Source organism: Pseudomonas sp. REP124, from assembly GCF_020164475.1.
In the GTDB taxonomy this organism is placed as follows: Bacteria; Pseudomonadota; Gammaproteobacteria; order Pseudomonadales; family Pseudomonadaceae; genus Aquipseudomonas.
On sequence record NZ_JAIQWX010000118.1, the window covers coordinates 1 to 19,883 of the forward strand.

The 19,883-nt window shown below is 60.5% G+C and carries 20 protein-coding genes; 2 read left to right on the top strand and 18 right to left on the bottom strand.

What is annotated here, in order from left to right; translation table 11 throughout:
* Nucleotides 1-71: 71 nt before the first annotated feature.
* The 15 genes from K9857_RS23025 to K9857_RS23095 all read right to left on the bottom strand — a co-directional run bounded on the left by K9857_RS23025 (nucleotide 72) and on the right by K9857_RS23095 (nucleotide 12,414).
* Complete coding sequence (locus tag K9857_RS23025; protein WP_224539638.1) at nucleotides 72-1,040, bottom strand: GTP 3',8-cyclase MoaA; 969 nt, start codon at nucleotides 1,038-1,040, stop codon at nucleotides 72-74.
* A 138-nt stretch (nucleotides 1,041-1,178) separates the two neighbouring features.
* Nucleotides 1,179-1,817, bottom strand: coding sequence for a TetR/AcrR family transcriptional regulator (locus tag K9857_RS23030; RefSeq protein WP_175376089.1), 639 nt, complete (start codon nucleotides 1,815-1,817; stop codon nucleotides 1,179-1,181).
* A 342-nt stretch (nucleotides 1,818-2,159) separates the two neighbouring features.
* On the bottom strand, nucleotides 2,160-2,945 hold the full coding sequence (locus tag K9857_RS23035; RefSeq protein ID WP_224539639.1) for a TatD family hydrolase: 786 nt from the start codon (nucleotides 2,943-2,945) through the stop codon (nucleotides 2,160-2,162).
* A gap of 14 nt (nucleotides 2,946-2,959) precedes the next feature.
* Nucleotides 2,960-3,316 (bottom strand): PilZ domain-containing protein, encoded by a 357-nt coding sequence (locus tag K9857_RS23040; RefSeq protein WP_224539642.1) that lies wholly within the window; start codon nucleotides 3,314-3,316, stop codon nucleotides 2,960-2,962.
* A gap of 42 nt (nucleotides 3,317-3,358) precedes the next feature.
* On the bottom strand, nucleotides 3,359-4,345 hold the full coding sequence (locus K9857_RS23045; protein WP_224539644.1) for a DNA polymerase III subunit delta': 987 nt from the start codon (nucleotides 4,343-4,345) through the stop codon (nucleotides 3,359-3,361).
* Complete coding sequence (gene tmk, locus K9857_RS23050; protein ID WP_224539646.1) at nucleotides 4,338-4,970, bottom strand: dTMP kinase; 633 nt, start codon at nucleotides 4,968-4,970, stop codon at nucleotides 4,338-4,340. The genes K9857_RS23045 and tmk overlap by 8 nt, the downstream gene beginning before the upstream one ends.
* A gap of 19 nt (nucleotides 4,971-4,989) precedes the next feature.
* Nucleotides 4,990-6,243, bottom strand: a complete 1,254-nt coding sequence (mltG, locus tag K9857_RS23055) for an endolytic transglycosylase MltG (protein ID WP_224539648.1) — start codon at nucleotides 6,241-6,243, stop codon at nucleotides 4,990-4,992.
* Nucleotides 6,244-6,246: 3 nt separating this feature from the next.
* Nucleotides 6,247-7,062: an aminodeoxychorismate lyase gene (gene pabC, locus K9857_RS23060; protein WP_224539651.1), complete on the bottom strand. Its 816-nt coding sequence runs from the start codon at nucleotides 7,060-7,062 to the stop codon at nucleotides 6,247-6,249.
* Nucleotides 7,062-8,306, bottom strand: a complete 1,245-nt coding sequence (gene fabF, locus K9857_RS23065) for a beta-ketoacyl-ACP synthase II (protein ID WP_224539653.1) — start codon at nucleotides 8,304-8,306, stop codon at nucleotides 7,062-7,064. Before fabF ends, pabC begins: the two co-directional genes overlap by 1 nt.
* A 112-nt stretch (nucleotides 8,307-8,418) precedes the next feature.
* Nucleotides 8,419-8,655 carry an acyl carrier protein gene (gene acpP, locus K9857_RS23070; RefSeq protein ID WP_025261008.1) on the bottom strand — a complete coding sequence of 79 codons (237 nt, stop codon included), beginning with the start codon at nucleotides 8,653-8,655 and terminating at the stop codon, nucleotides 8,419-8,421.
* 196 nt (nucleotides 8,656-8,851) lie between these two features.
* Entirely contained in the window at nucleotides 8,852-9,592 is a 741-nt protein-coding gene (fabG, locus tag K9857_RS23075) for a 3-oxoacyl-ACP reductase FabG (RefSeq protein ID WP_175376097.1), read from the bottom strand.
* Between the two features lie 16 nt (nucleotides 9,593-9,608).
* On the bottom strand, nucleotides 9,609-10,547 hold the full coding sequence (gene fabD / locus K9857_RS23080) for an ACP S-malonyltransferase (protein WP_224539656.1): 939 nt from the start codon (nucleotides 10,545-10,547) through the stop codon (nucleotides 9,609-9,611).
* A gap of 128 nt (nucleotides 10,548-10,675) precedes the next feature.
* Nucleotides 10,676-11,686 carry a phosphate acyltransferase PlsX gene (gene plsX / locus K9857_RS23085; protein ID WP_224539658.1) on the bottom strand — a complete coding sequence of 337 codons (1,011 nt, stop codon included), beginning with the start codon at nucleotides 11,684-11,686 and terminating at the stop codon, nucleotides 10,676-10,678.
* Nucleotides 11,687-11,690: 4 nt separating this feature from the next.
* The gene (rpmF, locus tag K9857_RS23090) at nucleotides 11,691-11,873 is read right to left on the bottom strand and encodes a 50S ribosomal protein L32 (protein ID WP_003179396.1); all 183 of its coding nucleotides are present in this window, start codon (nucleotides 11,871-11,873) and stop codon (nucleotides 11,691-11,693) included.
* A 13-nt stretch (nucleotides 11,874-11,886) separates the two neighbouring features.
* On the bottom strand, nucleotides 11,887-12,414 hold the full coding sequence (locus K9857_RS23095; protein WP_224539660.1) for a YceD family protein: 528 nt from the start codon (nucleotides 12,412-12,414) through the stop codon (nucleotides 11,887-11,889).
* Between the two features lie 106 nt (nucleotides 12,415-12,520).
* Between K9857_RS23095 and K9857_RS23100 the strand changes: the two genes are divergently transcribed.
* Nucleotides 12,521-13,099: a Maf family protein gene (locus K9857_RS23100; RefSeq protein WP_224539663.1), complete on the top strand. Its 579-nt coding sequence runs from the start codon at nucleotides 12,521-12,523 to the stop codon at nucleotides 13,097-13,099.
* A 78-nt stretch (nucleotides 13,100-13,177) separates the two neighbouring features.
* On the opposite strand, the gene K9857_RS23105 is transcribed toward K9857_RS23100, so the two are convergent.
* The 3 genes from K9857_RS23105 to rluC are packed head-to-tail and all read right to left on the bottom strand — an operon-like array spanning nucleotide 13,178 to nucleotide 15,800.
* Nucleotides 13,178-14,167 carry a S49 family peptidase gene (locus tag K9857_RS23105; protein ID WP_224539665.1) on the bottom strand — a complete coding sequence of 330 codons (990 nt, stop codon included), beginning with the start codon at nucleotides 14,165-14,167 and terminating at the stop codon, nucleotides 13,178-13,180.
* A gap of 24 nt (nucleotides 14,168-14,191) precedes the next feature.
* A complete protein-coding gene (locus K9857_RS23110; protein WP_224539666.1) occupies nucleotides 14,192-14,854 on the bottom strand; it encodes an HAD-IA family hydrolase in 663 nt (220 codons plus the stop codon).
* Nucleotides 14,841-15,800 (bottom strand): 23S rRNA pseudouridine(955/2504/2580) synthase RluC, encoded by a 960-nt coding sequence (rluC, locus tag K9857_RS23115; protein WP_224539669.1) that lies wholly within the window; start codon nucleotides 15,798-15,800, stop codon nucleotides 14,841-14,843. The genes K9857_RS23110 and rluC overlap by 14 nt, the downstream gene beginning before the upstream one ends.
* Nucleotides 15,801-16,500: 700 nt before the next feature.
* Here rluC and rne point away from each other — a divergent pair.
* Nucleotides 16,501-19,761, top strand: a complete 3,261-nt coding sequence (gene rne / locus K9857_RS23120) for a ribonuclease E (RefSeq protein WP_224539671.1) — start codon at nucleotides 16,501-16,503, stop codon at nucleotides 19,759-19,761.
* Nucleotides 19,762-19,883: the final 122 nt, after the last annotated feature.

The window sequence follows — 19,883 nt, forward strand, 5'->3', positions numbered from 1 at the left end:
AAACGAGCCTTGTCCCTCCTCCTCCCTTCAAGTCCTACCATACAAGCGAGCCTCCTCGCGATGAGAGAAGATCAGCCGCCGATGATTTTCATCACGGTCGCACCACCGGAAAACGCCACTTCCTGCTTGTCACCCAAGGCCTTGACCAACAGGCGCTGCAAGGCCGGCAATGCCTGATGACGTGGCTTGTCCAGCAGATCGCCGACATAGTGGCGATTGCTCGACGACAGGCAGCCATGCAGCCAGCCCGTGGAAGACAGTCGCAGCCGTGAACAGGTACGGCAGAACGGCACGCTTTCGTTGGCGATCACACCAAAGTGCCCCACCCCCGGAATCTGGTAACGCACCGCCGTGGCATCAACCGGCGCATTGGCCTGCAGATACTCATAACGTTCGCCAATCAGGCTCAGCAGCTGTTGAAGGCTGACGAACTGCTGCAGGAAGGTGTTGGAGTCGCTGGCCAGATGGCCCATGCGCATCAGCTCGATGAAACGCAGCTCGTAACCACGCTCCAGGCAGTAATCCAGCAGCGGCATCACCTGATCGAGGTTCTGGCCGCGCAGCGGGACCATGTTGACCTTGATCTTCATGCCGGCCGCGCGGGCCTGTTCCATGCCGTCGAGCACGGTCGCCAGATCACCGCCACGGGCAATGCTGCGGAACGCGCCAGGGTCGAGGGTATCGAGGGAAACGTTGATACGGCGGATGCCGGCATTGACCAGCAACGGCAGCTTTTTCGCCAGCAGTTGACCGTTGGTGGTCAGGCTGATGTCTTCAAGCCCCATCTGCCCGACCGCGGTCATGAAGGTTTCGAGCTTGGGACTGACCAGCGGCTCGCCGCCGGTAATGCGCAGACGCTCGATGCCCGCGGCCTCGATCAGGTAGGCGACACCGCGTGCCATGGCCTCGGCCGACAACTCATCCTGCGCAGCCACCAGCCGCTTGCCGTTGGGCACGCAGTAGGTACAGGCATAGTTGCAGGCTGAGGTCAGACTGACCCGCAAATTGCGAAAACGCCTGCCTTGACGGTCAACGATCATGGTCACTCCGGCGAAAGAAGATTCGGACCGGCAAAACTTGACTCACAATTCAAGTTTTAGCAAGTCCTACGCCTGAGTATATTCCCGCGGCACCGCACCAAATAGCAAAATCATGGCGCAATCAGGCAACTGAATGTCTTAGCTGCTCGACGTGTCGGTATCGCGTTTGCGCTTGTTGCCCATGCGCACGCCGATATCCATCAGGAACTGGAAGAAGCCTTCCTGGTCTTCCAGCACATTGCTCCAGAACGGCGAGTGATACAGCGCCACGGCACCGTGCACCAGCGCCCAGGATGCGCAGTAGTGGAAATAAGGCGGAACGTCTTCAAGCTTGCCTTCGCTGATCCGGCCCTTGATCAGCAAGGTCAGGCGTTCGAAGTTCGAGGCGCGGATCTTGTGCAGCTCCTCGATCATCTCCGGCACCTGGTTGCCCTTGACCACCTTCTCTTCCAGGCGATCGAACAGGCGATAACGCTGCGGATCGCGCATGCGGAATTCGAAATAGGCGCGGGAAAGGGCTTCCTTGTCCTTGTCGACGTCGGCCGAATGCAGCAGTTCGTTCAAATCGCGCTCGTAGTCGAGCATCAGGCGCAGATAGATCTCGGCCTTGGACTTGAAGTGCTTGTAGATCGTGCCTTTGCCGATACCGACGGCATCAGCAATCATCTCGACGGTGACACTGTCTTCACCTTGTTCGAGGAACAGCTTGAGCGCGGTATCGAGAATTTCTTGCTCGCGGCGACGAAACTCACGGACCTTACGAGGTTCTTTGTGCATAAGAAAAGGTCTGTAGGGGTCAAAATTCGAAGCCGCGTATTATGCCTAAATTACGCAAAAATGCACGGATCATCCGACCATAACTGTGTTTCTCGAGTATTTCGCGCAAGGCCTTCAGTTGATGAGAACTCTTCTGAAGCGCATGTATTCCAAATTTGTTTAAAAACCGCGACGGACAAACTGGACTGACTGAAATACTGATCAATACTTGAACTGTCGGCGGAACATCTCCCCCAAGTGTCACGCCGATATTGGTACCAACGGACCGCGTACCATTGTTTTACTCCTAATGGTCTTAACCCGGATTCACCCCCCAGAACCCGGGTTTTTTTTGCCTGCGATTTAACCTGTCACGTGGGCCAGCGGGAAAAGACGCTTGAAATTCTCGGTGGTCTGCTCGGCAAATCGCTCGAAAGTCTCACCTCGCAACATTGCCAGAAATTCCGCTACTTCCCGAACGTACTGCGGCAGGTTCGGCTTGCCCCGATGAGGGATCGGCGCCAGATACGGCGAGTCGGTTTCCACCAGCAAACGATCGGCTGGAACCTTGCTCGCTACATCGCGCAGCGCGTCGGCATTGCGGAATGTGACAATGCCCGACAGGGAAATGTAATAACCCATGTCCAGCGCTTCTTTGGCCATGTCCCAGTCTTCGGTGAAGCAATGCAGCACGCCGGCTTGCGGCAGCGCCGCTTCACGCAACAGGTTCAAGGTATCGGCGCGGGCGCCACGGGTGTGGATGATCACCGGCTTGCCGGTCTGCTGCGCGGCCTGCAGGTGCAGCCTGAACGATTCCTGCTGCAACTCGGCCGCTTCCGGCTCGTAGTGGTAGTCCAGGCCGGTTTCGCCGATGGCGACCACACGCGGGTGGTTGAGCTCATGCAGCAGCCAGTCCAGAGCAGGCGCGGCGCCCGGCTGCACGTCCAGCGGATGCACACCCACCGAACAATCGACATCGTCGTAGCGCTCGGCCAGGGCCTTGACGTCGGCGGCGTTGTCCGCGCTGACACCAATGCACAGGAAGTGCCCCACGCCCCGCTGGCGGGCCGCATCGAGTGCGGCGTCCAGGGAGCCATCATGGGCGGCGAGGTCGAGACGATCGAGGTGGCAATGGGAATCTACAAGCATAAAGGGACGGCAACTTACATCGTATGAGTGGGACGGTCGGACTTCAGGGCTCCGGCCAGATGGGTTTCGATTCGACTGCGCGCGGTGTTGTCGCCGTCATTGAACTGTACGCCGACCCCGGCGGCGCGATTGCCCTGGGCGCCCTTCGGGGTGACCCAGCTGACCTTGCCGGCCACGGGGATCTTTTCCGGCTCGTCGAACAGGTGCAGCAGCATGAATACCTCATCGCCCAACTTGTAGCTCTTGTTGGTCGGGATAAACAGGCCGCCATTCTTGATGAACGGCATGTAGGCCGCGTAAAGCACGGATTTGTCCTTGATGCTCAGGGACAAAATGCCGTTACGCGGGCCCGGACTGACTGATTCATTCATGCTGACCTCCACTGCTGATACTCAGAGTCTAGGCGCAGACACTCACCTCTGGCCAGGCAACGACGCCCATTGCACCAGCAGCGCCTCCAGCAGCAACACCCGATTGAGATTGGCCTTGCTCAAGACTTTCTGCCGCTGGGCGAGGATCCAGTCCTGAATATTCAGGACTTTGTCCTGGGCGGTTTTCTGCGCCAGGTATTGCACGACCTTGCGCATATCCATCAGCCCCAGCCCTTCTTCGTCCTGGGTCAGCTGATAGCGCAGGATCAGATTCGACCAGTCGCAGAACCAGTCGAACAGCAGCAACAGCGGGATCGCGTTCCAGCCTTCGGCCAGTTGCGTCGGCGACTGTTGCTGTTTGAGCAGCTTCTTCACCCCATCGACCACTTGTGCCCGCTGTTCGCGCACACCCTGGGCATGGAGGTTAGCGGCAGCCAGCGGCGAACCCGCAGCCAGGGTGAGCAATTCGCCGCGCTCTTCTTCCGTGCAGTCCGGCAGAGCATTGGCAAGCCAGGCCAGACTCGCTGCTTCGCTCGGCAGCGGGCAGGCCTGCTGCACGCAACGGCTCTTGATGGTCGGCAGCAGCCGGCTGGGCTGGTGGCTGACCAGCAGCAGCACCGTGTCGCCGGAAGGTTCTTCCAGGCTTTTGAGCAAGGCGTTGGCGGCGTTGATGTTCATCGACTCCACCGGCTCGATCAGCACCACCTTGCGCCCGCCCAACTGCGCGGTCTGCACCACGAAGCTGACCAGATCCCGGACCTGGTCGACCTTGATCGCCTTGTCCGCTTCTTCCGGTTCCAGAATGTAGTTATCGGGGTGACTGCCGGCCTTGAGCAGCAGGCAGGATTTGCATTCCCCACAGGCGCCCTGCGCAGTCGGGCGCTGACACAGCAGGCTGGCCATCAGGCGTTCAGCCAGCGCACGCTTGCCGATCCCGGCCGGACCATGCAGCAGATAGGCATGGGCATGCTGCGTACGTCCGGCAAATTGCTGCCAGAGGCTGTCCTGCCAAGGATAGGCTTCAGCCACGGGCCAACTCCAGCAGACGCGGCAACAAGGCATCCAGCGACTGCTGAACCTGCGCCAGCGGCTGCGCGGCATCGATCAGCACATAACGCGCCGGATCGGCTTCAGCGCGCTTGAGGAACGCACTGCGCACGGCATCGAAAAAGGTCCGGCCTTCGAGTTCGAATCGATCCAGGCGTCCACGGGCACTGGCGCGGGCCATCCCCACTTCCACCGGCAGATCGAAAATCAGTGTCAGGCCCGGGCGCAGATCGCCCTGGACGAAGGATTCCAGCGAGGCGATGCGCTCCAGAGACAGGCCGCGGCCGCCACCCTGATAGGCGTAGGTCGAATCTGTGAACCTGTCGCACAAAACCACCGCGCCACGGGCCAACGCCGGGCGAATCACCTCGGACAGATGCTGGGCGCGAGCGGCGAACACCAGCAGCAGTTCGGTGTCCGGATTCATCACCTCATCGACCGGCGCCAGCAGCACTTCACGGATGCGCTCGGCCAGTGGCGTGCCACCGGGTTCGCGGGTCAGCACGACCTCGATGCCGGCAGCGCGCAGGCGCTCGGCCAGGTATTCGCGATTGGTGCTCTTGCCGGCGCCTTCCGGGCCTTCCAGCGTAATAAACAAGCCAGTCACAGGCAGTCCTTAGTCAGAGTCATTGCGAGCCTTGCGGGGCATCGGTTTCCGGCTCGGGAGCAGGCGCAGGCTCTTGTAGCGGAACCTGCGGCAGCGCTTCGGGCGCGGTATCGGGCGAGGCGGCAGGGATTGGTGCCTGCTCCTGCCCGGCGCCGGATTCGGCCGGCGGAGTTTCAGGTGCATGAGATTCCAGAGCCTGCGTCTGTCCGGCCGGGGCCGGCGCAGTCTCGGTACCGTTGATCGGCGCGGGGCTTGAGCGATAGTCCGCGCGACGCTTGAGCTGGAATTCACGCACCGCGTTATTGTGGGCGTCCAGGTCGTCGGAGAACACGTGGCTGCCATCGCCCCGCGCCACGAAATACAAGCTGCTGCCCGCCACCGGATTGAGTGCCGCATGGATCGCTTCGCGGCCGACCATCGCAATCGGCGTCGGCGGCAGGCCGGCGATCACATAGGTGTTGTACGGCGTCGGCTCCTTGAGATGAGCGCGGGTCAACTTGCCGCTGTAACGATCGCCCAGGCCATAGATCACCGTCGGATCGGTCTGCAGCAGCATGCCGATCGCCATGCGTCGCACGAAGACGCCGGCAATCTGCCCACGCTCCTGTGGCACACCGGTTTCCTTCTCCACCAGCGAGGCCATGATCAGGGCTTGATAGGGTTCGGTGTAGGGCACGTCCGCAGAGCGCTGGTTCCACTCTTTGGCCAGCACTTCATCGAGGCGGTCGTAGGCGGTCTTCAGCAACTCGACGTCGGTCATGCCGCGCACGAAGCGGTAGGTGTCCGGGAAGAAACGGCCTTCAGGGAAAATCCCAGCATGCCCCAGCTTGTCCATGACCTGAGTGTCACTCAGAGAGTCGAGGGTGTGTTCCAGCTTCTCTTCCTTGGCCAGGGCCGCGCGGACCTGACGGAAATTCCAGCCTTCGACCAGGGTCACGCTGTACTGAACCATTTCCCCGCGTTTCCACAGGTCGATCAGCCCTTCCATCGTCATGCCCGGCACCATGCGGTATTCGCCGCTGTGCAGAGGTTGCTTGGGAAGATTGAAGCGCCAGTAAACGCGCAGCCAGAACGCGTCCTTGATCAGGCCGTCGGCTTCGAGTCGCAGGAGGGTGCGATTGGGGGTGGTGCCTTTGGGCACGTCCAGCAGTTCTTCCTGAGTGATATTCAGCGGCTGCACCAGCGCCGAATGAATTTTCCAGGCCGAAGCGCCCAACATCAGCCCCGCCAGAACCAGTCCGGTTTCCAGCAGCAGCAAGAATTTACGTCTCACGTATCAAACATCCAGTAGCGCGTGGGCAATGGTTTGGAGTTTACGGGTGAGCGGCCCAACCGGCCAGTGACAGTCGGCATAGGCATGCACCGGCCAAACGCCATACACGCTGTTGCAAACAAAGACTTCATCGGCGGTTTGCAGCTGCTCCAGCGTGATATCGCTGATTTGCGTGGCAATGCCCAAGGACTCGGCCTGGGACAACAGCTCGGCACGCATCACCCCTTCCACGCCGCAACGACTAAGATCCGCGGTGATCAGCACACCGTCACGCACCAGGAAGAGGTTGCTGAACACGCCTTCGATCACGCGACCATCCTGATCGAGCATCAGGCCTTCGGCGTGTTCGCTGTCCCGCCATTCGGCGCGGGCCATCACCTGCTCGAGACGGTTCAAGTGCTTGAGCCCGGCGAGCAGCGGCTGGAGAGAAAGTCGTGTGGCGCACGGGAACAGGCGAATGCCCTGTTCGGCATGAGATTCGGGGTAGGCCGCGGGAGGGTTGCCCGACAGAATACGGCGGGCCGGGGCCGACGGATCGAAAGCGTAACCGCGAAGGCTGTCGCCACGGGTCACGATCAGTTTGAGCACACCTTCGTTGAGTTGTCCGGCATAGGTCACCAGCTCGGTGACCACGGCCTCATGATCCAGGTTGATCGTCAGGCGCTGGCAACCTCTGGCCAGTCGCACCAGATGGCGATCCAGCATGACCGGAAAGCCATCGCGCACGGCGATGGTCTCGAACAGACCATCGCCATACGCCAGGCCGCGATCCTTCAGCGACAGTGCGTCAGCCGGCTGACCGTCGACCCAGGTCTCCATCAACCCGCGAACCGACGGAACACCAGCGAGCCGTTGGTGCCGCCAAAACCGAAGGAGTTGGACAGGACCACATCGATATCCATGTTGCGCGGGGTGTGCGGCACGAAATCGAGATCGCAGCCTTCGTCCGGCTCATCGAGGTTGATGGTCGGTGGCGCCACCTGGCTGTTGATCGCCAGCACGCTGAAGATCGCCTCGACCGCGCCCGCCGCACCCAGCAGGTGACCGGTCATGGACTTGGTGGAACTGACCGCCAGCTTGTAGGCGTGATCGCCAAACACGGTCTTGATGGCCTGGGCCTCGGCGAGGTCGCCAGCCGGGGTCGAAGTGCCGTGAGCGTTGATGTAGTTCACCTGGTCGGCGTTGACCTTGGCGTCGCGCAGGGCGTTGGTGATGCAACGGGCAGCACCGGCGCCATCGGCTGGCGGCGAAGTCATGTGGAAGGCATCGCCACTGGTGCCGAAGCCGATCAGCTCGGCATAAATGGTCGCGCCACGGGCCTTGGCGTGTTCCAGCTCTTCCAGAACCAGGGCACCGGCGCCATCGGACAGTACGAAGCCATCACGGCCCTTGTCCCATGGACGGCTGGCGCGGGTCGGCTCGTCGTTGCGGGTCGACAGTGCGCGGGAGGCACCGAAGCCGCCCATGCCCAGGCCACAAGCGGCCATTTCGGCGCCGCCGGCGATCATCACGTCGGCTTCGTCGTACATGATGTTGCGAGCGGCCATGCCGATGCAGTGCGTACCGGTGGTACATGCGGTGGCGATGGCATAGTTAGGCCCCTGTGCACCCAGGTGGATCGACAGGAAACCGGAAATCATATTGATGATCGAGCCAGGTACGAAGAACGGAGAAATCCGTCGCGGACCGGTCTCGTGCAGCGTGCGGCTGGTTTCTTCGATATTGGTCAGACCGCCGATACCCGAACCCATGGCCACGCCAATGCGCTCGCGGTTGGCGTCAGTGACTTCCAGACCGGCGTTGCGTACTGCCTGGAAGCCTGCGGCCAGACCGTACTGAATGAACAGGTCAAGCTTGCGAGCTTCCTTGACCGACAGATATTCCTCGACATTGAAGCCCTTTACCGAGCCGCCAAAGCGGGTGGAATAGGCAGAAAGGTCGGTGTGTTCGATCAGACCAATGCCACTGCGGCCAGCCAGAATGCCCTGCCAGCTGCTTGGCACATCCGTACCCAGTGGCGACAACATACCCATACCGGTGACTACGACGCGTCTACGCGACACAGCACTCTCCTTTTTTCAAATGACGACGACTTTGGATCAGGCCTAAAGAAAAAACCGCACGCCGTGATAGCAGTGCGGTTTTTCCATGACAGCAAGCAACGATTACAAACTATTAACCCTGGTGGGAGTTAACGTAGTCGATTGCAGCTTGTACGGTAGTGATCTTCTCGGCTTCTTCGTCAGGGATTTCGGTCTCGAATTCCTCTTCCAGAGCCATCACCAGCTCAACGGTGTCAAGGGAGTCAGCACCCAGGTCTTCTACGAAGGAAGCAGTGTTGACCACTTCTTCTTCTTTAACGCCCAGTTGCTCGGCAACGATTTTCTTGACGCGCTCTTCGATGGTGCTCATACCTTGTTTTCACTCCTAATGGACAAATTCAGGCAGCTGGCCAGTGGGCAAGTGTATAGAAAGACTTTTCGGTTTTTCAACCGAAAGCTTTGCTCCGCAAACCCGGTGACCCTCTGCCTATAAATAGATTGCAGCTTTATAACGGATTTTAGACAGCTCGTATGACATTTTTTTGAAGCAATCCGTCACATTTAACCTACATGTACATCCCGCCGTTCACCGGGATTGTAGCCCCAGTCACGTAAGCCGCACCGTCGGATGCAAGAAAAGCGACCACAGACGCGATCTCTTGAGCTTGCCCCAGACGACCCAGCGGAATTTGCGTCTGCAAGGCTTCACGCTGTGCCTCGGGCAGTTCGCGGGTCATATCGGTGTCGATGAACCCTGGGGTCACCGAGTTTACCGTAATCGAACGCGAACCGACTTCACGCGCCATGGCGCGGCTGAAACCTTCCAGACCGGCCTTGGCGGCGGCATAGTTTACTTGGCCTGCGTTGCCCATGGCACCCACTACCGAGCCAATACTGATAATTCGGCCCCAGCGCGCCTTGGTCATGCCGCGCAGAACGCCCTTGGACAGGCGATATAGACTGTTCAGGTTGGTATCGATCACGTCGTACCACTCGTCGTCTTTCATGCGCATCATCAGGTTATCGCGGGTGATACCGGCGTTATTGACCAGAATCGCCGGCGCACCGAATTGCTCCTGAATGCTCGCGAGCACCGCGGCAACGGACTCGTCACTGGTGACGTTGAGCTCAAGGCCGGTGCCCTGAATGCCGTTTTCCTTCAGGGTCGCAGCGATGCGCTCGGCACCGGATGCGGAGGTCGCGGTGCCGACCACGATGGCCCCCTGACGACCCAGTTCCAGGGCGATAGCCTGACCAATGCCGCGGCTCGCACCGGTAACCAGTGCAACTTTACCTTGCAGACTCATGCAAGCTTCTCCTGATTCAGGCCAACGCTGCACGGGCGGCAGCGAAAGCGTCTGGGGTATTGAGGTTGGAAGTCGATACGCCTTCGGCGCAGCGTTTGTTCAGACCGGCCAGCACTTTGCCAGGACCGCACTCGACCAGATTGGTCGCGCCTTTTGCTGCCAGGGTCTGGACCGATTCGACCCAGCGAACTGGTTTGTAGAGCTGCTCGAGCAGATCACGCTTGAGGGTTTCCAGATCGGCCGGCACAGCGGCGCTGACGTTCTGCACCACAGGAATCTGCGGCGCCTGCCAGTTGATCGCAGCAACCGATTCGGCGAAACGCTCAGCCGCAGGACGCATCAACTCGCAATGGGATGGCACGCTGACTGGCAACGGCATGGCGCGCTTGGCACCACGTGCCTTGCAGCCTTCGATGGCGCGCTCGACCGCGGCCTTGGCACCGGCGATAACCACCTGGCCCGGGGAGTTGAAGTTGACGGCGCTGACCACTTCGCCTTGCCCCGCTTCAGCACAGGCAGCCAGCACATCGGCATCTTCCAGACCGAGGATCGCGGCCATGGCGCCCTGCCCGGCCGGTACGGCCTCTTGCATCAGCTTGCCGCGGGTTTCGACCAGCTTCACCGCGTCGCCCAGGCTCAGACTGCCTGCTGCGACCAGCGCACTGTATTCACCCAGGCTGTGACCGGCGACATAAGCCGGGCGCTCGCCGCCTTGCGCCAGCCACAGGCGCCACAGGGCGATCGAGGCGGTCAGGATGGCCGGCTGGGTTTTATCGGTTTGATTGAGTTGCTCTTCCGGCCCCTGCTGGGTCAGTGCCCACAGGTCATAACCCAGAGCATCGGAAGCTTCTTTGAATGTTTCGAGGACAACCGGATGTTCCGCGCCCAACTCGGCCAGCATGCCGAGGGACTGCGAACCCTGTCCCGGAAAGACGAATGCGAGAGAAGCAGACATGTAACAAGCCCCTAATGATCTTATCGTCGGAGAATTGGTGTCCCGCTATTTGGGGGACGCAAGAAACTGACAGTTGGATGGCCCGATGAACCGGGCGGTCACATTTAAGCATTGTCCGACGAAAACGCCTAAAGCAACAAATCCTCCAGACGGCCGTGTATACGCTCGGGCAGGTTTTCCTGGATCTCGATCAGCGCGCGAGAAATCGCACTCTGAAAGCCCTGTACCCCGGCAGAACCGTGACTTTTCACGACAATGCCCTGCAAGCCGAGGAAACTCGCGCCGTTATGCCGCGCAGGCGCCAGATCCGCCTTGAGACGCTTCATCAACGGCAAGGCCAACGCGCCCACCAGGCGTGACGGCAGACTCTGCTTGAACAATGCCTCGATGCGCCCGCCAATCATGGTGGCCAGGCCTTCGCTGGATTTGAGCAAAATGTTGCCGACAAAGCCGTCACACACCACTACATCCGCCTCGCCACGGTACAAGCCGTCGCCTTCAACAAAACCGATGTAATTGATGCCACGTGCACTTTGCAGCAATGTTGCAGCGAGCTTGACCTGCTGGTTTCCTTTTATGTCCTCGGTGCCGATGTTCAGCAACGCGACACGGGGGCGCACGATACCCAGGGTTTCGGCGGCCACCGAACCCATGACCGCAAACTGCAGCAGGTGCTCGGCACTGCAATCGACGTTGGCACCCAGATCGAGCAACTGGCAATAACCGGTCTGGGTCGGAATCGCCGCGACCATGGCCGGCCGATCGATGCCCGGCAGCGTCTTGAGCACGAACCGCGACAACGCCATCAACGCCCCGGTATTGCCGGCACTGACACAGGCCTGGACCTTGCCATCGCGCAGCAGTTCGAGCGCCACACGCATCGACGAATCAGGCTTGGCGCGCAGAGCCTGCGCAGGCTTTTCGCTCATGGTGATGACTTCGGACGCCGGCGTAATCGTCAGGCGCGCGCGATCCGCAGCCGATTGGCCAGCGATCAATTCTTCAAGGAGGGAGGATTGACCGACGAGGGTCAGGTGCAGCGAGGGAGTAGCAGACAGGCTGGCGAGGCTGGCCTGGACAATGCTGCGGGGACCGAAGTCCCCGCCCATTGCGTCAATCGCGATGACTTGAGCGGACAAGTGATTACTCGTCAGCGCCCTTGTCGATCACTTTACGACCACGGTATACGCCTTCTGGCGATACGTGGTGACGCAGGTGAACTTCACCGGTGGTTTTTTCTACAGACAGGGTGCTAGCCTCGAGAGCGTCGTGCGAACGGCGCATGTCACGGGCAGAGCGGGATTTTTTGTTCTGCTGAACAGCCATAATTGATTAACTCCTAAACGTTTGGGTCACGCTTTAACTGCGCCAATACACTGAACGGGTTGGACCGCGTTACCTCGTCCTCGCTCGGTTCGGGTTCATCTGCTCCCGCCGGCTGCTGGCATTCTTCCGGATGATGAGCAGGCACAATGGGCAAGGCGAGCAGAAGCTCTTCCTCGATCAGTGACTGCAGATCCAAAGGATCTTCGCCCAGTTCCAGCACGTCATAACCTTTCGGTAACGACTGGGTATTCGCACCCTCCTTCACCACAGCGTAACTGCATTCACTATGGATCGGCAGGGTGACCAGCTCAAGACAACGCTGGCAAACCATTTTGACTTCGGTGTCGATAAAGCTGTGGATCACCACAGATTTACGTTCATCTCGTTCAAAAACGAGTTTTGCCTGCACCGTACCGACATTGTCGGAAAGCGGGTCGCAGAGTCTCTCCAAATTGGCCAGCAGCAGCTCACCTTGAAGGGTGGTGCCACGATCAGCCAATTTGCGCGGGTCAACGTGAGGTGGAATCGGGTCATTCAACATAGGCGCAGCATTATAGGGATGCCCCCGCCCATGTCAAAGGAAATTCAGCCCTGTGCGCCACCTGTAACCCTCGCTAGAATCCGCAGCCTGCCTTCCGGAGATGCACATGCTGCCTTTATTACTCGCTTCCAGCTCGGTTTATCGCCGGGAATTGCTGGCTCGCCTGCGCCTGCCGTTCACTTGCAGCTCGCCGGATATCGACGAAAGCCATCGTCCGGGCGAACGTGCCGTTGATCTGGTCATGCGCCTGGCCGAGGAAAAAGCCCGGGCATTAGCCGGCAGCCATGGCGCTCATTTGATCATCGGCTCGGACCAGGTCGCGGTGCTCGGCGAGCGGATCATCGGCAAGCCCCACACCTTCGAAAAGGCCCGGGAACAACTGCTGGCCGCCAGCGGCAAGAGCGTGTCCTTCCTCACCGGTCTGGCCTTGCTCAACACGCAAACCGGCGCATGTCAGGTCGATTGCGTTCCTTTCACAGTGCACATGCGCGAACTCGATGAGGCACGCATCGAACGCTATCTGCGTGCCGAGCAACCCTACGACTGCGCCGGCAGCTTCAAGGCTGAAGGCCTGGGGGTGAGCCTGTTTCAAAGCACCGAAGGCCCGGATGCCACGAGCCTGGTGGGACTGCCGTTGATTCGTCTGGTCGACATGCTGCTTAACGAAGGCGTGCAAATCCCCTAAAGCAAAAGATCGCAACCTTCGACAGCTCCTACAAAAGGCACTGGCGCAAGTTGCGATCTTTTTGACGTTAAAGCCGGATCAGCGAATCGAGGGACCGCTGAACCCCATCCACATCGCCAAATGCTCAGCCACGCTGGCGCCAAGCTTCTTTGAGAAGCGATCGAACGGCGATTCCTGAACAGTGAAATCCACCAGTTCCTTCTCGCCAATCACATCGCGAGCAACCGAGCTGGCATTGCCCAGACCATCGATCAGCCCCAGCGGCAGCGCCTGCTCGCCGGACCAGACCAACCCGGAGAACAGTTCCGGATGCTCCTTGTCCTTCAGGCGATCGCCACGCCCCTGCTTGACGCTGTTGATGAACTGTTTGTGCGTAGTGTCGAGCACACCCTGCCAAAACGCGGTTTCTTCAGGCTTCTGCGGCTGGAAGGGATCGAGAAAGGATTTGTGCTCGCCGGAAGTATAGGTACGGCGCTCAACACCCAGCTTCTCCATGGTGCCGACAAAACCGTAACCGGCAGCGGTGACACCAATGGAACCCACCAGGCTCGCCTTGTCGGCGTAAATCTGGTCGGCGGCACTGGCGATGTAGTAGGCGCCGGAAGCACCCAGATCGGAAATCACGGCATACAGCTTGGTCTCAGGGTGCAGACCGCGCAGACGGCGAATCTCGTCGTAGACGTAGCCCGACTGCACCGGACTGCCGCCCGGGCTGTTGATACGCAGGATGACGCCCTTGACCTTGTCGTCCTCGAAGGCGGCACGCAGGCTGCCGACGATGTTATCGGCGCTGGCCGGCTCCTTGTCGGCGATCATGCCGGTCACATCGATCAAGGCCGTGTAGTTGCCGCTGCGGGTGGCTGACTTCTCCATATCCATCAGTGGCGTGAACAGGGCCAGCGCGACAAACAGGTACACAAAGGTCAACAGTTTGAAGAAAATCCCCCAGCGACGGGACCGACGCTGTTCCTGCACACCTGCCAGCAGCGTTTTCTCCAACAGCTTCCAGCTTTTTTCGTCACCGCTCTCTGCGCTCGACTTCTCGGGCGCCTTCCATTCGTCGGCCATGCCATCTACCCCAGCGAAAACTTATTAAGCCTGCTGATTCAGCCAGGCATGCAATTGCGAAAAACGATCGATAGCCAATCGCGGCTCGAACAACTTCAGCGCCTCGATCGACTGGGCCCCGTAACTGACAGCTACCGAATCCATCCCGGCATTGCGTGCCATCTGCAGATCGAAGGACGAGTCACCGACCATCAGCGCCTCTTCCGGGCGGACCTCGCAGTGCGCAAGGATCTGCTCGAGCATCAGCGGATGAGGCTTGCTGGCGGTTTCGTCGGCGGCACGGGTGATGTCGAAGTAATCTTCCCAGCCGTGAGACTTCAGCACCCGATCCAGCCCGCGACGCGCCTTGCCGGTCGCGACCGCCAAGTGGTAACCCTCAGCCCGAAAGGCCTCCATCGATTCGACCACACCCTCGAACAACGGCGAAGGCACAGCCTCGGACGCGATGTAGTGATCCGCGTAATGCTGACGAAACGCCACCACCTCATCATCACCGATTTCGGGATACAGGGTCCGGATCGCCTCGGGCAGCCCCAGACCGATAATGCCCTTGACCGCAAAGTCATCGCACAGCGCAAAACCCGATCGTTCGGAGGCAACGTGCATCGCCTCGACAATCCGACCAATGGAATCGGCCAACGTGCCGTCCCAATCGAAAATCAACAGCTTGTAATCAGATTGGCGCACTCAGACGCTCCACGGTTTGGGCCCACATTTCATCCACCGGCGCCTGCAGCTTCAGTTCGCCGCCATCGGGCAGCGGCACGGTCAGCATGTAGGCGTGCAGGAACAGGCGCTTACCGCCCAGATCGCGAATTTCCCTGGTGAAGTCGTCATCACCGTACTTGCTGTCGCCGGCGATGCAGTGCCCGGCGTGCAGGGTGTGCACGCGGATCTGGTGAGTCCGGCCAGTGACAGGCTTGGCCTCGACCATGGTGGCGAACTCACCGAAGCGGCGCAGCACCTTGAATACGGTAAGCGCCTCCTTGCCCTCGTCATTGACTTCGACCATGCGCTCGCCCGAACGCAGGTTGCTCTTGAGCAACGGCGCGCGAACCTGCTTGATCGAGCTTGCCCAGTTGCCGCGAACCAGCGCCATGTAGCGCTTGTCGACGCCGTCACCGCGCAGTTGCTCGTGCAAGTGGCGCAACATGCTGCGCTTCTTGGCGATCATCAGCAGGCCGGAGGTGTCCCGGTCCAGGCGGTGGACCAGTTCCAGCTCCTTGGCATCTGGACGCAACTGACGGAAGGCTTCGATCACGCCGAAGTTCAGGCCGCTGCCGCCGTGGACCGCGATCCCGGCAGGCTTGTTGATCACGATGAGGGCCTTGTCTTCGTAGACAATCGAGGCTTCCAGGCGCTGCAGCAGGCCCTGGGCCACCGGCACCGGCTCGTCACGTTCAGGCACGCGAACCGGCGGCACGCGCACGATGTCGCCGGCCTGCAGCTTGTATTCGGGCTTGATCCGGCCCTTGTTCACCCGCACTTCGCCTTTGCGCAAAATGCGATAAATCAAGGTCTTGGGCACGCCTTTGAGCCGGGCAAGAAGGAAGTTATCGATACGCTGGCCGGCATATTCCGGCGAGACCTCAAGCATTTGCACGCCTGGAGTCGGAGGGGTAGTAGTCGTCATGGCGCGGATGATATCAATTTTTTATGGAATTGAAGCACTTAATCATTGCTGCTATAGTCGCGAACGCCGCCAAAAGCGGCCTGGACAGCGGACCTACGGTCAAAAACCGGCCCTGACCAACGCAATTCACCAGGACGCGAGGCCGTCCTACGGGGCTTTCGCTACGTAACGGTGGAGTTTGCAGGTGTAACGAGCGCAGGTGACATGAGGCCTGAATCACGCCGCGAAGCAGAGTTCCCACTCGCCACGCGAGCCATATTCACGGCCAGTTCACAAAGTGCAGTCAGCTGCAGATGACCCCGAGCGACCGCTTCGGAAACCACGCCTAAATTAGCCATGATGCGTGACCTCCCCTTTCGGAGCTCACGGTAAATGCCAACCCGCTGCGGATTCTGCGCGCGGCAGCACCCGAATTATCAGGGATACGTGTAGGGTGGAGATGCACAACCGCTGGACTGTGTAGCAATAGGCTTTATCAAGACGCTTCATCTCGTCCACAGCCGCCGGTTGATTCCTCCTCCTGACTGAGTGCTTAAGTAGCCACAGCAAGCAGGACGCGTACGTCGCGACAAAGGCCCACATTGGCCGGACATCGCTGGACACGGGAATGGCCAACCACTCCCGACGCACCTGACACCGACCGTGAGAAGTCGTGTGTGCCGAACGCCGTTTCCGGCAGCCCGGAAACCGACGGTACTACATGAAAAGAATGCTGATTAACGCAACTCAACCCGAAGAGTTGCGTGTTGCACTGGTAGACGGCCAGCGCCTCTACGACCTGGACATCGAGTCCGGTGCACGCGAGCAGAAGAAAGCCAACATCTATAAAGGCCGGATCACTCGCATCGAGCCAAGCCTTGAAGCCGCCTTTGTCGATTTCGGCTCCGAGCGCCACGGCTTCCTGCCTCTCAAGGAAATCTCCCGCGAATACTTCAAGAAAGCCCCCGAAGGCCGCGTCAACATCAAGGACGTCCTGAGCGAAGGCCAGGAAGTCATCGTTCAGGTGGAAAAAGAAGAACGTGGCAACAAGGGCGCCGCCCTGACCACCTTCATCAGCCTGGCCGGTCGTTATCTGGTCCTGATGCCGAACAACCCGCGTGCCGGCGGCATCTCCCGTCGCATCGAAGGCGAAGAGCGCAACGAACTGCGTGAAGCCCTGAACGGCCTGGTTGCCCCGGCCGACATGGGTCTGATCGTGCGCACTGCCGGCCTGGGCCGCAGCAGCGAAGAAATGCAGTGGGACCTCGACTACCTGTTGCAACTCTGGACCGCCATCAAGGAAGCTTCCCTGGATCGTTCCGCGCCTTTCCTGATCTACCAGGAAAGCAACGTGATCATCCGCGCCATCCGCGATTACCTGCGCCAGGACATCGGCGAAGTGCTGATCGACAGCGTTGAAGCACAGGACGAAGCCCTGACCTTCATCCGCCAGGTGATGCCGCAGTACGCCAGCAAGATCAAGCTGTACGAAGACAGCGTTCCGCTGTTCAACCGCTTCCAGATCGAAAGCCAGATCGAAACCGCCTTCCAGCGCGTCGTCGAACTGCCTTCCGGCGGCTCCATCGTTATCGACCCGACCGAAGCCCTGGTGTCCATCGACATCAACTCGGCGCGCGCCACCAAAGGCAGCGATATCGAAGAGACCGCACTGCAGACCAACCTTGAAGCCGCCGAAGAAATCGCCCGTCAGTTGCGCCTGCGCGACATCGGCGGCCTGATCGTCATCGACTTCATCGACATGACCCCTGCCAAGAACCAGCGCGCCGTGGAAGAAAAAGTCCGCGAATGCCTGGAAGCCGACCGCGCTCGCGTGCAAGTCGGTCGCATCTCGCGCTTCGGCCTGCTGGAAATGTCCCGTCAGCGCCTGCGCCCATCCCTGGGTGAAAGCAGCGGCATCGTCTGCCCGCGTTGCAGCGGCACCGGCATCATCCGTGACGTCGAATCGCTGTCGCTGGCAATCCTGCGCCTGATCGAAGAAGAAGCCCTGAAAGACCGCACCGCCGAAGTTCGCGCCCAGGTGCCGATCCCGGTGGCCGCGTTCCTGCTCAACGAAAAACGCAACTCGATCACCAAGATCGAACTGCGCACCCGCGCCCGCATCGTCATCCTGCCGAACGATCACCTCGAAACCCCGCATTTCGAAGTTCAACGTCTGCGCGATGACAACCCGGAAGCCGCCACCAACCAGTCCAGCTACGAAATCGCCGCTGCCGCTGCCGAAGTGGAAGAAGTCCAGCCGGCCGCTGCGACCCGCACCCTGGTTCGCCAGGAAGCCGCGGTCAAAACCGCTCCAGCCCGTGCCAACGCCCCGGTTCCGACCGAAGTCGTGGCTCCACCGGTTGCCGCCCCAGTCGCTGCGCCAGAGCCAAGCCTGTTCAAAGGCCTGGTGAAGTCGCTGGTCAGCCTGTTCGCCACCAAGGAAGAGCCTGCCGCACCGGTCGTGGTTGAAAAGCCGGTTGCCGAGCGTCCAGCCCGTAACGAAGAGCGTCGCAACGGTCGCCAGCAGAGCCGCAACCGTAACGGTCGCCGCGACGAAGAGCGCAAGCCGCGCGAAGAACGTGCACCGCGTGAAGAGCGCGCACCACGTGAGCCGCGCGAAGAGCGTCAACCACGCGAAGCCCGTGAGGAAACTCCAGTAGTCGCTCGCGAAGAACGCGCGCCACGCGCACCGCGTGAAGAACGTGCACCGCGTGCTCCACGTGAAGATCGCAAGCCACGTGGCGAGCGTGAAGAACGTGTACGCGAACTGCGTGAGCCTCTGGATGCCGCTCCAGCCGCCCCAGCTGCAGCTGTTGTTGCAGAAGAACGCCCGGCTCGTGCGCCTCGCGAAGAACGCGCTCCACGCCCACCGCGTGAAGAGCGTCAGCCACGTGCAGAGCAAGCTGCTGCTGCCGCTGCCGAAGAAGAGCTGCCAACCAACGAAGAGCAACTGCAGGAAGAAGGTCAGGAAGGCGCCGAAGGCGATCGTCCACGCCGTCGTTCCCGTGGCCAGCGTCGTCGCAGCAACCGTCGTGAGCGTCAGCGCGATGCCAATGGCAATGTGATCGAAGGTTCGGAAGAGTCCGAATCCGGCGAAGCCACCGCCAACAGCGAAGCGCCAAGCACTGCCGATCTGGCTGCCGGCCTGGCCGTGACCGCCGCTGTCGCCAGCTCGGTGATCAGCGCTCCGGCCGAAGCACAAGCCAACGAGCAAGCCGAACGCGCCACTGCCGCCACCCTGGAGACTGCCCCAGTCGAAGCGCCAGCCGTTGAAGCAGCAGCTGCTGAAGCCCCCGCTGTCGAAGCGACCACCCCGGTGGAAGTGACAGCATCGCCGGAAGTCGAGCTGGCACCTGCTCCTGAGGCCCAGCCAGTGGTTGAAGCCGCTGCCGAGCCAGCCGTCGTTGCTGAAGCGCCAGTCGTGGCCGCAGAGCCTGTGGTCGAGACCGTGACTGAAACAGTCCGTGAAGTTCGCGAAGAGCAAACAGCGTTCAACTGGGTCGCCGAGCCAGCCGTTGCCGAAGCTCCTGCTGCTGCACCGATCGTTGAGGCCGAAGTTGCTGAAGCGGTGGTCTCCGAGGCAGTAGTCTCCGAAGCAGTGGTTGCCGCTGCCGAGCCAGCCCCGGTAGTTGAAGCACCGGTAGCTGTCGAAGCGCCTGCTCCAGTGGTCGAATCCGCTCCTGTCAGCGCGCTGACCCCAAGTGGCCGTGCGCCGAACGACCCGCGTGAAGTGCGTCGTCGCAAGCGTGAAGAAGAGCGCCTGCAGAAGGAAGCCGAACTGGCTGCCGCTGCTGCTCCGATTGAACCGGTTGTTGCAGAGCCAGTTGCCGAAGTCGTCGAGGCAGCCCCTGCCCCGGCTGCCGAAGTGGCTGCCGAGCCGGCTGAGTCGGTGATCCACGAAGCACCGCGCTCCGTTCAGGAAGCCGTAGAGCAACACGAACAGGCCCAGGAAAAAGAACACGAGACCAAACCTCTCGTCTGATTCCTGAAGCCGTTAAAAAGCCCCGCCTGGTGATGCCAGGCGGGGCTTTTTTTATGTCAGCTGATCAACAGTGGGGACCGCGTTATCGTTCTTCGCGGGCAAGCCACGCTCCCACAGGATTT

Bases quoted from the DNA above. Each gene is read 5' to 3' on its own strand.
- K9857_RS23025 (WP_224539638.1), bottom strand. From the start codon at position 1,040: ATGATCGTTGACCGTCAAGGCAGGCGTTTTCGCAATTTGCGGGTCAGT.
- K9857_RS23030 (WP_175376089.1), bottom strand. From the start codon at position 1,817: ATGCACAAAGAACCTCGTAAGGTCCGTGAGTTTCGTCGCCGCGAGCAA.
- K9857_RS23035 (WP_224539639.1), bottom strand. From the start codon at position 2,945: ATGCTTGTAGATTCCCATTGCCACCTCGATCGTCTCGACCTCGCCGCC.
- K9857_RS23040 (WP_224539642.1), bottom strand. From the start codon at position 3,316: ATGAATGAATCAGTCAGTCCGGGCCCGCGTAACGGCATTTTGTCCCTG.
- pabC (WP_224539651.1), bottom strand. From the start codon at position 7,062: ATGGAGACCTGGGTCGACGGTCAGCCGGCTGACGCACTGTCGCTGAAG.
- acpP (WP_025261008.1), bottom strand. From the start codon at position 8,655: ATGAGCACCATCGAAGAGCGCGTCAAGAAAATCGTTGCCGAGCAACTG.
- fabG (WP_175376097.1), bottom strand. From the start codon at position 9,592: ATGAGTCTGCAAGGTAAAGTTGCACTGGTTACCGGTGCGAGCCGCGGC.
- fabD (WP_224539656.1), bottom strand. From the start codon at position 10,547: ATGTCTGCTTCTCTCGCATTCGTCTTTCCGGGACAGGGTTCGCAGTCC.
- rpmF (WP_003179396.1), bottom strand. From the start codon at position 11,873: ATGGCTGTTCAGCAGAACAAAAAATCCCGCTCTGCCCGTGACATGCGC.
- K9857_RS23095 (WP_224539660.1), bottom strand. From the start codon at position 12,414: ATGTTGAATGACCCGATTCCACCTCACGTTGACCCGCGCAAATTGGCT.
- K9857_RS23100 (WP_224539663.1), top strand. From the start codon at position 12,521: ATGCTGCCTTTATTACTCGCTTCCAGCTCGGTTTATCGCCGGGAATTG.
- K9857_RS23105 (WP_224539665.1), bottom strand. From the start codon at position 14,167: ATGGCCGACGAATGGAAGGCGCCCGAGAAGTCGAGCGCAGAGAGCGGT.
- rluC (WP_224539669.1), bottom strand. From the start codon at position 15,800: ATGACGACTACTACCCCTCCGACTCCAGGCGTGCAAATGCTTGAGGTC.
- rne (WP_224539671.1), top strand. From the start codon at position 16,501: ATGAAAAGAATGCTGATTAACGCAACTCAACCCGAAGAGTTGCGTGTT.